The following is a 13,039-nucleotide window of genomic DNA, read 5'->3' as shown; positions in this document are numbered from 1 at the left end:
TTATACTTTTGAAATTATCTCCAACGCTTTTATAACATTGATTATTGATTGTTTGCTTGTTAGAGGTTTTTTATCTTGCCTTATAGAATCTCTAAAATGCTCAATTGAATTATTTAAAGATAAATTATCGGGAAGTTTGGGTATCACAATATCTCCATATTTGTACTGCACTAATTGATTATAAAGTTCATTTTTAGTTAGATTTTCTTCTAAAATTATACCCCTGTCATAAAGTTTTATTTTATCTTTGATGGTATCATCATAAACTGCACTCATTTTGGTTCCGCCGATTATCATTTCTCGCACTTTAACAGGACTAAGCCATGATACATCAACTCCTAAAATTATTCCGTTTTCAAGCTCTAAATCAATCCTTGCAATAGCTTCATTTGGAAAATTCTTATATTTTCTTTTAAATACGCTTACATTTTTTATATCAAGCCCAACCAAATAATCAATTATACTTAAGTCATGAACAGCTAAATCCCAAATTACATCAGTTGAGTATTGAAAAAGTCCTAAATTTATTCTTCTTGAATTTATATAGACAATATCGCCAAATTTTTCTATATTATTTTTTAGGTATTTTACAGGCTCAGAATAGACAAAAATATGATCAACCATATATTTTAAGTTATTTTTTTCTGCAAGTTCTATTAATTCATAAGCATCTTCAAGTTTTAAAGTAAAAGGTTTTTCTACAAATATATGCTTACCTGCCAATAGCGCTTGTTTTGCCAATTGGTAATGAGTGGCCGGAGGTGTTGCTATAAAAACTGCTTCAATATCACTTTGAAGAATTTTATTAAACTTTTCAAATTCAACAAATTCATATAGTTTCTTGGCTTCTTTAATTCTATCTTTTCCTAAGTCATAAACAGAAAACAGCTCAATAGCATTCAGGCGAGTAATAGTTTTTGCTATGTTGATCCCCCAATATCCATAGCCAATAAGTGCTACTTTCAATTTCTGTAATCCTTGGAAAAATATATCTTTGTTTTATTTATAATACAATATGGCGGTTCGAAATTTGGCATATATGTTGCCCTTATATGTCTTTTTATTTTGTCTTCTGGCCAATTCAAATCAATCTGTTTTAGTTTTTGTATTTCATTTCTATAATGAATATTGCAGCCGCGAGTTTGTTTTAGTAATGATTGTTTTTTTGGATTGATATTTAATTCAATAATATTTTTTAACGAGCCTTTGAACAGTTCAATGGATTTTTTAAAAGTAAGTTGATACAATTCATCCACCCAGCAGTTTTCAGGAATGGGGAATCTTTTTTCAAACAATATATCACCACTGTCAATTCTATCATCAACAATATGGATAGTTGTCCCAAATTTTTTATCATTATTAATAATAGCATATGTAAATTGATTGCATCCTCTGTATTCCGGCAAAGGAGCCATATGTAAATTAACTATTAAATCTTCAGCTTTTTTTATATGCTCTTTTTTTAGGATTTTGTGATATTGAACAGATATTGCTATATTGACCTTGTCCAAAGATAAGAATTCATTAAGCGAGCCCAATAGCTTCAATCCTCTTCTTGTACTATATTTTTTAATATCATCTCCTCTGTCATTTGTTAGTATTCCGATTATTTCATAATTAAATTTTTGTGAATTGTTATCTAATATTTTTAAGCATTCTAGTCCAATTTTCTTAGAACCTAAAAAAACCACCTTTTTTTTAGTCATTGCCAATACCTTTGTTTTGCTGTATGCCTCGAAGTTTTTTTGCAGGACTACCGGCATATACGCCACTTTCATTTATATTTTTCGTTACTATGCTTCCTGCACCTATGACAACATTATCGCATATTTTTACAGGTAAAATTGTAGCATTGCTACCAATAGATACATTGTTCCCTATTTCTGTTTTTTTCCAGTCATTTTTATCTGGAGATGGTTTTCCGTCTCGAAACAAATCATTGACAAACATTACACCATGCCCAATAAAGCAATCATCGCCAATAGTTACTAATTCACAAATAAAACTATGTGATTGGATTCTTGTATTTTTTCCTATGGTTACTCCTTTTTGGACTTCGCAAAAAGGACCGATAAAAACATTATCTTTTAATTCACATTCGTAAATATTGCTAGGTTTTATTACAATGCAATTTGTTCCAAATGTGACATCTCTCACTTTTGTTTTATAAATTTTTGGTTTCATAAAACTCCTTTATCTGTGCTGCAATCTTCTCCGGGGTGCACTTATCTTTACAAAAAAATCTTTTGTTGTCAAACTTTTTACCAATATTTTGTTTTAAAAATATATAGGCATCATCTGTATTGTTTGTCCAAAACATCATATTATTATCAATTAAATATTTATCATGAATTAGCCAAATAGACCTGAGAGAGATGGTGGGTATTCCGTAATAAATTGCTTCTAGAGTCATAGTTCCGCCACCACCTACAAAAAAGTCTATGAAGGGGTATATCTCTTTTGGTTCCAGCTTTTCATCTATGATATATGTAAAGGGGAATTCTTTTTTAAGATAAATGCTTTCATATCGCGGAATAATTACTATATTGAAATTCTTGTTTTTAAGCTTGTTGATTAATTCATAAACAAACGGTTTTTTGCCTTGTGTGTAATGTGCTTTATATTCTTCTTCGCGAATTAAAATGGTAGGTCTATCAATAGGGATATCGTATTTTTTTCTAAAATCGTTTTTTGTCACTTTTTTTATTTTTTGCATCCATAAGCATACATCAATAAAATTATATCTAAGAGCTTTGTTTGCACACTGAAATAACTCTGACGGCAAAATAAATGGATAAAAAACAATATCACTAAAAGGAATAGTTAATCGCGATACCGGTGTCAGGTTCATATGTATGTTTTTATAGTTTGGTGTAAGTGCGATGGGGGTATCGTTAAAATTTATAATAGGAATACCTAGTCCGTAAGCAACTTGTGTGCTGTCTGCTACACTTCCACTAATAAATAGTTTTGGATATCCGATTTTTTCAAACAGTTTTATAAACTCTTTCGCTCTTTTGTTTCTTGCTAAAAATTTTTCTTTTTTGGTATTTCCTCCGTAGGAGCCGATAATTCTGTATTTGATTTTTTGAATATCTAAAATTTCTTTTGCTTCATTGTATTGCGTGGAATATCGTGTAGTTATCAGTACTTTTTTGTTGAAGTATGGGATTAACTTTGCAAAAAATAGTGCATATTTGGGGGTGGCAATATCAATCCAAATCATAGCCCAAGCCTACATTTTAATGGCTTAAATTGTAAAAATACCTCTTTGCCAGTTTCTATACTCTCGTAAATAGCAGTGATGAGCTCCAGACTTTTTCTCCCTTCCAATCCATCTACTAATGCCTTGGTATTATTTTGCAAAGATGCGATAACATTTTCATAATATTTTTTATGACCAAATCCGTAAATATCCGGGGGGTTTTGATTAAAACTTTCAATATCTTCTTTTGTGCTATCGCTGAATTGCCAATGCTTCACGCTGTTAACAGCAAAACCGCCTATCTCTACACTGCCTTTTTCTCCTAAAATAGATAAACTGCCTTCTAAGTCTTTTGGTCTTGCGGCAGTAGTAGCTTCTATAATGCCCAAAGCTCCGTTGCGAAACTTTAGTGTAGCTACGGCTGTATCTTCTGTTTCTATCTCAACAAGAGACGTATTGCTTTTTGCAAATACACTCTCAACTTCACCTACCATCCATTCAAGCAGATCTATATGGTGACTTGCCTGATTAGCCAAAACCCCTCCGTCATATTTCCATGTTCCTCTCCAGTCATCCATGTCATAATATTTTTGTGTTCTGCACCATCGGACTCTAACGGTTGCCAAAACTATCTTGCCAAATCTGTTGTTTACTATCGCCGCTCTTAATTTTTGTACCGGTTTATTGTATCTGTTTTGTTTAACCACGAAAAGTTTTACTCCGTTTATGTCACAAGCTTCAATCATTTTGTCAGCATCGTCAAGTGTTAGGGCCATAGGTTTTTCAACAATAACATGTTTTTTGTAATTTGCGGCATCTATTGTATGTTTAGCATGCAGTCCACTTGGGGTTAGAATGGAAACTATATCAATTTTTTCATTTTGTAGCATCTTGATGTAATTTGTATAATACTTTACATTCATGCTTTTAGCTGTTTTTTTTGCTTTTTCCTCATTAATATCACAGACTGATATCAAATCCAGATTTTTGTTTGTATGAACTACTTCTAAATGTTTTTTTGCAATCCTTCCACATCCAATTATTGCTATTTTATATACCGAATTCATCTTGATTCCTTGAGTTCGACATTAGGTATGAAGTCTTTTACTTTATAATTTGCATTCTTAATATGAACACTATTATTTTTATCAATAATTAATCTGTCATTATTTATCCAAACTATAATTTGCCAAAGCATAATTAGTTGCTTGTCAAGTATATCATCATAATTTTCAAAATTAATTCTAGGAAATATATTTTGCATTATAATGCTGCCCCGGTCTATTTCATTTGTGATGAAATGTGCAGTGTTGCCTAACAAAAAAGCATCAGATTTCAAAGATTTGTCTATGGCGTTTAGTCCTTTGCAGCATGGCAGTATAGATGGATGGAAGTTAATGATTTTATTTTTATAATTTGTCAGGACTTTTCCGGTTAATTTTTTATTGGCAAATACAAATGCATAGTTGATTTTATGTTTGTTTAAATATTTAAAAAACATATTTGAAATAAAGTTGTTTTTATCTTCTTGGCCATCCAAATCAACCTCATACAATATTATACCCAGAGAGCCGCACACACTCTGTAGTTCTATGTTTGCAACATTGTCTATCAAGACGAACTTGATTTGATGAATAATATTTGTATTGCCATTCTTGTGCTGATTAAGAAATTTTATAACTCTTGTGCCATTATTTGAAACATAAAAAGCAAACTTTTTCATACAGTTTCATACCTTTTTAATATTTTCTTAACATCTTCTTTGGTGTTAAACATGAGTACATCCACAATAGAAAGATTCGGTACAAATTTATTGTTAAACTGTTTGTATTGTACCGTTTTTGGTTGTAAAAATTCCAGTCTGATGTTCTCTTTTGCAAATTTTCTTTTATCATACAGTGTTGTGCCTCCCGCAGGATTTATATATACTTTTGCATTAAACTTTTTGCAAATATTGATAATTTTATCCTGTCCTTTTAAACTTATATTTTTTTCGATGTTGCTAGAACAAATAAAGCTTGTATCCAAATCTAAATATGCAGATAATTTTCTTATGGAAAAAGCTATCAATTTTGCTAAATTTCTCTCTTTTTTGTTTAATATATCATATATTATTGGAAATATTGCATAAAAATTATAAGCTTTTTTATATGCCATTTCTAATGTTTTTAAAATTTTGTGGCGATTATTGCCTATATTAATTTCATTTATAAGTTTATTTTGACTTGCTTTGATAAGCTCAAGCGTAAATCTTTGTGGCTGATTGTTAACTAAAATATAGTTTCTGTTTATATATCCTCTGCTGATAAAATTTACATCATCATATATTATGAATGTATCTACTGCATCTATTAGCTGCCAGTAGCCTATGTGGGGGAAAAGGTATGGCTGCATAATTGCTATTTTAAAAACATTATTATACTTGTTTCTGTCGTTGACCATGTTTATGGTTTACCTGTTTTTTGGTTTGTAATATCTTGTATAATACTAATTATTTTTTGTTGGCGATCTGCTTTTAATTCAGAATACAAAGGAAGGCATAAAATTTTTTTACTTATTTCTCTGGAAACAGGACAATATTGTTTGTATTTTATATAGTTTAGAGTATCCAGAGATGGGTAAAAATATCTTCTAGGATATATTTTTTCCTTGTTTAATGTTTTTATTGTTTTCAGGAGTTGTTGTTCGTTTTGTAAAATTATAGGAAAATAACTGTAGTTATTGGTTGAGTTTGGATTTCTTTTTTGAAAAACTACAAAATTTTTTAACTCTTTTTCATATCTATACCAAATTTCAGATCTTTTTTTTATAATATTATCAATTTCCTCAAGCATGCATAATCCCATTGCGGCTTCAAACTCATTCATTTTGGCATTTATTCCTATATTTTTTATCTCATAGTATTCGTTAAGCCCAAAGTTTACCATTTCTCTTATTTTTTTATCCAATTTCGAATTATTGGTAACTATTGCTCCACCTTCAATGGTATGAAAAATTTTTGTAGCATGAAAGCTAATTGTCGTAATGTCTCCATAGCTTAAAATATTTTTATTTTTATATTTGATCCCAAAACAGTGTGAACCGTCAAATATTAGTTTTAAGTTATTCTTTTTGGCAATTTTTTCTATATTCTCAATTTCGCATGCATTGCCAAAGATATGAACAGGAACAATTGCAGAAGTACCTTTTATAATTTTATTACCTATTGTTTTGTGGTCTATATTCAGAGTCGATGGGTTTATGTCTGCAAAAACAGGATTTATTTGACTGAAAACCATAGAGCTCGTTGTTGCAACAAAACTAAAAGGAGTAGTTACTGCAAAGTTATTTACACCCAATGCTTTATATGCTATTTCCAGAGCCATTGTGCCATTTGCAACCAATATAATGTTTTTGACCTTCAAGTATTCTTTTAATTTGGCTTCAAGTTCTTGTACCAATATCCCATTATTGGTTATCTGACCATTTGTATAAATTTTTTCTAAGTATTTTTTATATTTTTCCATACTTGGCAAGTAAGTTTTTGTAACATTAATCATTTAATAATCCAAAAAGTTTTTTCAAATCATTTAATATTCTCTTTTTTGAAAAAAAGTTTACAAGTATATTTCTATTTTTGTTTATTATATAGTCATTTAAAGGAATCAAATTGGGTTTTTTATTAATATTAAATACCTTAAGACCGATTCTGCGAAAAAATTTATAACTTGTCACCCTGTGGTTTAAGTAGATTTTTTTACCTAAAATCAATAAGCTGATTGTATTACCTAGAGCCTGCTGTCTTCTGTGATTAAAAAAAGCTATATCTGTATCGTTCAGTAAAGCTTGATATTCTTGTAAGGATACGGGATTTGATAAGATCCCAAAATTACTCTTAAACAGTCTTTTGCCCATAATGATAATCTTTTTTTTGTATTTTTTATTACCATAGACCAATGGGCAGAAAATATCAACATTCTTAAGCTTTTTTAATTTTAAGAATATAGAAGAGTGGTTGTTTGAAGGATCGGAAGAGTTTCCCACTTGTAGAGTTTTTTTTGTTTTTTTTGTGCGGTGTGTTGATTTATTTATAGAAGAGTGTAAGTCATATATCACAAGTTCAAAATATTTGGCAGTAGTTGCAAACCTTTTTTTTATATATGAGTATTCTTCTCTCATCGTGTGAGCAATGTACTTGACATTGCTTATAAACCATTTTTTGTTTTTATCTTGTGAAAAATAATATTCCCCTCCCCATGGTCTCCATATGGTTTTTTCAAACAATAAGGGGTTTTTTCTGTAAATTTTAATAATTTCATTATACCAAAGTCCATGAAGTATGATTATTTTTGCCTTCTCTATTTGTTTTAAAAAAAAATCTTTCTGGGTAAAAACATCCTTTGTAACAGCATTATCAAATTTGTGGATATTCTTATCGGCACTACATAAAATAAAAAAGTGTTCATTTTTATCAAAATGTTGATTTACAAGTTTTATAAAAGGATATATTATATGGCTTGAGCTATCTGCGGCTATATGCAATATCAATCATTCTTCCTTTGGATATACCATTTTATAGTTTCTGTAATTTGTTCTTTAAAGCTATCCTCTATAGTCCATCCCAATTGTTTTAATTTGTTTGAGCTAATTGCATACCTGTAGTCATGACCCGGTCTATCTTGTGTAAAGATGATAAGGTTTTTGTAGTTTATGTGTGACGGCACTAAATCATTTAAAATATCACAAATGATATTTGTGATTTCTGTATTGGTTTTTAAATTATCTGCTCCAATATTATATTTTTTCTGCCAATTTGCTGAATGAATAATTACATCTAATGCTCTACAGTGGTCTTTTACATGAATCCAATCCCTGATATTTTCACCGTCTCCGTAGATAGGGATTGCTTTTTTGGATAAAGCATTGTTTATAATTGTGGGAATTAGTTTTTCTTGGTGCTGTTTTTTGCCGAAATTGTTTGAACAGTTTGTTGTGATTGCCTGTATATTATATGTTTTTATGTAGCTTCTGACAAGCAAGTCGGAACTTGCCTTACTTGCGCTATATGGGGAGTTTGGCTTGTAGGGATATTTTTCATCGGCTTTGCCACTTTTTATGCTTCCATATACTTCATCAGTTGATATATGTAAAAACTTAATATTTAATTTTTTAACAATTTCTAAAAGGGTAAAAGTGCCATAAATGTTACTTTCAACAAAATTATTCGGATTTTTTATGGAGTTATCTACATGTGTTTCAGCTGCAAAATTTACAATCAGTTCTATTTTTTCATCTTTGCATATTTTTTTTATTAAAGTGTAATTACATATATCGCCTTTTATAAATTTATGATAATTGATACCTTTGAGGTTGGAAAAATTTCCGGCATAAGTTAATTTATCCAAAACGATAATCTTATAATTATATTTTTGAGAAATATATTCAATGAAATTACTTCCGATAAATCCCGCACCACCCGTTACCAGTAAATTCAATCCAATATCCTTAATAAATATTTTCCATATTCATTTGGACATTTTTTTGCTGTTTTTGATAGCATACTTTTGTCTATCCAGCCATTGTTGTATGCAATTTCCTCCAAACATGCAATTTTGAGACCTTGTCTTTTTTGGATAATAGAAATAAAATTGTTTGCTTCCAGTAAATTGTCAAAACCTCCCATGTCAAGCCAGGTGTACCCTCTTCCAAGTAGTACGAGTTCTAAATTTTTTTCTTGTAAAAATAATTTATTGATATCCGATATTTCCAGTTCTCCTCTTTTGCTTGGCAGTAGCTTTTTGGCTTTTGTAATAGCCTCATTGGGATAAAAATAAAGTCCTGTCACAGCAATATTGCTTTTTGGGTTTTTTGGCTTTTCTTCCAATGAGATAATTTTGTTGTTTTTTACCTCCACTATACCGTATTGTTCAGCAGGGTTGTCTACACGGTAGCCAAAAATAGTTGCTTTGTCGGTATTAATATTTTTTAATAAACTTTGAATTCCACTTCCGTATATTAAGTTATCACCAAGAATTAGGCAAATATTATCATTTTTTATAAATTCTTCTCCTAAAATCAAAGCTTCCGCAATACCTCTTGGTTTTTTTTGTATTAAATAATCTATTTTTATGCCCAAGTCTTTTCCGTTTTTAAAAAGTTTTTTATATCTTTCAATTTCTTCAGGAGAAGATATTATAAGTATATCTTTTATCTTTGCTAGCATTAATACGCTCAAAGGGTAGTATATCATAGGCTTGTCATATACGGGCAATAGATGTTTGTTGATGCTTTTTGTAACAGGATACAGTCTGCTGCCTTTGCCGCCGGCAAGTAAAATGGCTTTCATGGCACAGTCTTTAAAAAATTATTTTTTTTATGATTAAACCACAGATTAAATTCTGTATCTGCAATTTCTTTTTGCATTACGGGATTGTTTAGAATATTGTTAACAAGGTAAACATACTCTTTGTCGTCCTTTGCTACAAACAGGCTATTGATATCATTTTTTTTCATTTGTCTTTTTGTATGAAAAATTACAGGTCGTTTTTTTGCTATATATTCATCTTTGCTTTGACCGTGACCAAGCGGAAAGCTATCTAACCACACATCAATCACCCACCCGTAAACATGTGGATTGACTTCTCCGGCAAAAATAACTTTTTGTAGGTCTATATTGTATTTAGTCATAAGTTTTTTGATATTTTTTTTATCTCCGTTGCCACATGCTATATAAATAGTATTTGGATTTTGTTTCAAGATTTTAGATAGCGTTTTTATATATTCTTCCGATTCTATTTTTATAAGTCTTCCGATGGTTCCTAGTGCAACCGTGTTTTTGCCATATTGTTCAAGAATTTTTCTTTTTAATTCTTTAGCCAGGAGTTTTTCTTCCTGTGACCCTATTAAGAATTCTTTTAATAGAGGTACACTAAAAACTTTCCATCCGTTTTTTTCTATTTGGTAGTGGCAAATCTTTTTATCTATATTTTTAAGACTGTATTTACTCCAGCCATGTGACCAATAGTACTGTTTTGGGGCGATTCTGCTTTCTATAAGGTAAGTTTGTATGCTCCAAGGCATATCAAATATCGCTATATCTATCTCGTCTTTTATCGCCTTTTCTCTTATTTGTTTTGCTTTTTCCGCGGAAGTTTTTGTATCGTCTTTGAAAGTTGCTACCTGGATACCTTGTTGTTGTAGTTTTTCAGTGCATGTTTTATCGTAATCATCCAAAATATAACAGTATATTTTGTAGTCTTGCAAATTTTCTTGCGCGAGAGCAAATATTAATGAATATAGTATTTTGCCTACGGAGTATGACCCAAATACTAGTTTGCTTGCAATAAAGCATATTCTTTTTTGTGTGTGTTTGTATGGTTTTGTTATAGGTCTAATCCCACTTTTTTGAAAGTATTTTAATATATATTTGGAAAATGGTTTGATGATATTTTTATCACAATTTATTGCTGATTTCTCATTGTATCCGGTACCCCAATACATAAAAGTGATGCACTCATACAAAAAAAGCAGATGATTCAGTTCCGTTTTATCTCTTAGTGCCTGTTTTAGTATATTTTCAAAATACGGAAGTAGTGTTTTGAATGAAGAGTATCTTTTTACAAGGTAAAAATCATAGCACAATTTCATAAAAAGAAGCTTGAAAACAGTAGTTGTATTACTGTCTGTAAAAATATTGACGAAACTGCTTATGATTATATCCATTTCATTTTTACTAAAATTAAAACCGGATAAATCATTTTCTAAAATATATAAAATATTTAGTTTTTCTAAAAAAATTTCAGGGTTTGTTTCTGTGTTATAGGATAAAAATCTTTTAATACCCGCAAAAAAATCTTTCTCTAAAATAGATATATAAAGATTTAGTATATCATAAAGAAGAGTATCATGCCTGATATTGTTAACCTCTTTTTTTAATTTTTGAAGTAGCTTTTTTGCTTTGTTGCTCAATATAAACTTTTTATCTTTGAGATTAAACCTGGCTATATCAAAATTGTATGGCTTAAAGTACAGATATTCTTTTTCAAACTGAGTAAGCTTTAATTCACTTACAATGCGCGCAAGATCATCCCTAAGTTCTTTGTCTCCCGGATTGATTTTAGAAGCTAAGGATAGAAATTCTATGGATTTTTTGATATCGCCCGCTTCATACATAACCAACCCTATGAGGCGAAGTGCTGTATAATTGTTTTGATCCGCCGTCAAGACTTCATTGCATATTTCAAGAGCATCTTGAAGTCTGCCCAGATCAAGGTATGTATTAGCCTTGTTTAATAACCTCTCGATATTGCTTACGGCAGAAAATATATCTTTCTCTTGAATTATTTCTTTAAAAATATCATCCCATGATTTTATATTGCTTTTTCTATAAATATCAATACTTTTAAACCAATTTGACACATTATCTTTGGGCGTCCATCTCCAGTCAGCATTTTCTGAGAGCAGTATCTTTGCTTTTTTCCCCATTGCGCCGGCTATAATGGTTGAAACCGTATCTATGGCTACAATCAAATCCAGGTTGTCTATTATTAGAGCATTATCATAAAAAGAGACAAGATTGTCACCCAGGGAAGGTATATTGTATTTTTTAAGCAATGTTCTTTCTTCTTTGCTTATATTTACCTGTAAAGAGTAAAGTTGCATATTCTCATGCTGAAAGTATTTTAAAAATAGATTAAGATCTACGTTGCGGCTTAATCTTTCTTGTTGTTTTTTTAGAGATTCTCCTTTGGGAGAATTTGTTCTCCATATGATTCCTATACGCTTTTTGGTTTCTTGGTCAAAGAAATATTTTTTTTCGATTTTTCTGGAGTTTTGTTGATTGACGCCAAGATAACCGTATTGGCTTGGTATGGTTTCATATTCAGTATCAAAATAATATGCCGAGTCCATCAAGGGCAAATGGTAATTGTACTCAACCCTTTTATTTGAAGTGATAAAATTTACAAACGGAAAATTATCTTTTAAAAGTTCTTCTAAAAGAGGCCTTATATACATGGACACAGTCACTTCCATTTTGGCAAAAATAGGCAGATATCGTGCAAATTGTATAATATCACCGAAACCTTGTTCGTCGGTCATGAGTATCTTTTTGCCTCTTATATGATATCCCTTTTGTAGTAATTTGTCTCTAGATAATATATGCGTTTGTTTGTCTGATTTATCTATGGCATATCTGTTTCTATACAAGTCAAACCCACGTTTGTATTGTTTAAGCTTTAAAAACAGAATTGAATACTCAAACAGAATATCAGAATTGTTCGGAGATTGTTCCAGTGCTTTTTCAAACATCTCTTTTGCTTTGGTAAAACTATCGGTTTGCATATATAGTTTTGCCAAATCAAAATAAACACTTGTAGATTTATTCCCCAAGGCTATAGAATTTTTATATGATTCTTCGGCTTTGTTATATAGTTTTTCTTCTTGAAGGCATACGCCTAAGCTCATGTATGCATCAGCATCTTTGGGATTTGTTTTTATTGCTTTTAAAAGTATGTCTATTGCTTTTTTATAATTATGTTCTTTTATATAAATAAGCGCTAAGTTGCCATAGAGTTTACTTTTAGTATTGTCTATGTTGATAGCTTTTGAGTATATTTCTTTTGCATTTTTTGTATTGCCCAACTCCACCTCTATGCCTGCAAGCAGGTTTAGCAGGTCTGTATCATTGTTATTTGTCGCAAGCAGTCCGGTTACAAGCTGTTTAGCTTCATGAAAGAGCCCTTTGTTGAAAAGCTTTATTGCTCTGTCAAAATAAACTTCCTCTTTTCTCACAAAACACCTTTGATTTTTTATGAAGATTTATTATAGCGAAGAAAATCATATAAGCCATTGAAG

Annotated in this window: 12 protein-coding genes; all 12 read right to left on the bottom strand. The window is 30.5% G+C overall.

What is annotated here, in order from left to right:
* The 12 genes from ACZ47B_RS08320 to ACZ47B_RS08265 are packed head-to-tail and all read right to left on the bottom strand — an operon-like array spanning position 1 to position 12,976.
* Entirely contained in the window at positions 1-966 is a 966-nt protein-coding gene (locus tag ACZ47B_RS08320; protein ID WP_464894084.1) for a Gfo/Idh/MocA family protein, read from the bottom strand.
* On the bottom strand, positions 963-1,706 hold the full coding sequence (locus tag ACZ47B_RS08315; RefSeq protein ID WP_464894083.1) for a formyltransferase family protein: 744 nt from the start codon (positions 1,704-1,706) through the stop codon (positions 963-965). Before ACZ47B_RS08315 ends, ACZ47B_RS08320 begins: the two co-directional genes overlap by 4 nt.
* On the bottom strand, positions 1,699-2,184 hold the full coding sequence (locus ACZ47B_RS08310) for an acyltransferase (protein WP_464894082.1): 486 nt from the start codon (positions 2,182-2,184) through the stop codon (positions 1,699-1,701). The genes ACZ47B_RS08315 and ACZ47B_RS08310 overlap by 8 nt, the downstream gene beginning before the upstream one ends.
* Positions 2,165-3,226, bottom strand: coding sequence for a DUF354 domain-containing protein (locus ACZ47B_RS08305; RefSeq protein ID WP_464894081.1), 1,062 nt, complete (start codon positions 3,224-3,226; stop codon positions 2,165-2,167). The genes ACZ47B_RS08310 and ACZ47B_RS08305 overlap by 20 nt, the downstream gene beginning before the upstream one ends.
* Entirely contained in the window at positions 3,223-4,272 is a 1,050-nt protein-coding gene (locus tag ACZ47B_RS08300; RefSeq protein ID WP_464894080.1) for a Gfo/Idh/MocA family protein, read from the bottom strand. Before ACZ47B_RS08300 ends, ACZ47B_RS08305 begins: the two co-directional genes overlap by 4 nt.
* Complete coding sequence (locus ACZ47B_RS08295; RefSeq protein WP_464894079.1) at positions 4,269-4,928, bottom strand: formyltransferase family protein; 660 nt, start codon at positions 4,926-4,928, stop codon at positions 4,269-4,271. Before ACZ47B_RS08295 ends, ACZ47B_RS08300 begins: the two co-directional genes overlap by 4 nt.
* Positions 4,925-5,599, bottom strand: coding sequence for a WbqC family protein (locus ACZ47B_RS08290; RefSeq protein WP_464894078.1), 675 nt, complete (start codon positions 5,597-5,599; stop codon positions 4,925-4,927). Before ACZ47B_RS08290 ends, ACZ47B_RS08295 begins: the two co-directional genes overlap by 4 nt.
* A 50-nt stretch (positions 5,600-5,649) precedes the next feature.
* Positions 5,650-6,744, bottom strand: coding sequence for a DegT/DnrJ/EryC1/StrS family aminotransferase (locus tag ACZ47B_RS08285; protein ID WP_464894077.1), 1,095 nt, complete (start codon positions 6,742-6,744; stop codon positions 5,650-5,652).
* Positions 6,737-7,726 carry a TDP-N-acetylfucosamine:lipid II N-acetylfucosaminyltransferase family protein gene (locus ACZ47B_RS08280; RefSeq protein WP_464895716.1) on the bottom strand — a complete coding sequence of 330 codons (990 nt, stop codon included), beginning with the start codon at positions 7,724-7,726 and terminating at the stop codon, positions 6,737-6,739. Before ACZ47B_RS08280 ends, ACZ47B_RS08285 begins: the two co-directional genes overlap by 8 nt.
* Before the next feature lie 2 nt (positions 7,727-7,728).
* The gene (gene rfbB / locus ACZ47B_RS08275) at positions 7,729-8,679 is read right to left on the bottom strand and encodes a dTDP-glucose 4,6-dehydratase (protein WP_464894076.1); all 951 of its coding nucleotides are present in this window, start codon (positions 8,677-8,679) and stop codon (positions 7,729-7,731) included.
* Positions 8,676-9,530, bottom strand: a complete 855-nt coding sequence (gene rfbA / locus ACZ47B_RS08270; protein ID WP_464894075.1) for a glucose-1-phosphate thymidylyltransferase RfbA — start codon at positions 9,528-9,530, stop codon at positions 8,676-8,678. Before rfbA ends, rfbB begins: the two co-directional genes overlap by 4 nt.
* Positions 9,527-12,976, bottom strand: coding sequence for a tetratricopeptide repeat protein (locus ACZ47B_RS08265; protein ID WP_464894074.1), 3,450 nt, complete (start codon positions 12,974-12,976; stop codon positions 9,527-9,529). The genes rfbA and ACZ47B_RS08265 overlap by 4 nt, the downstream gene beginning before the upstream one ends.
* Positions 12,977-13,039: the final 63 nt, after the last annotated feature.

Source organism: Thiofractor thiocamini, assembly GCF_055384375.1.
The sequence above is the reverse complement of the archived record's forward strand: the minus strand, read 5'-3'. Positions and strand labels throughout refer to the sequence as shown.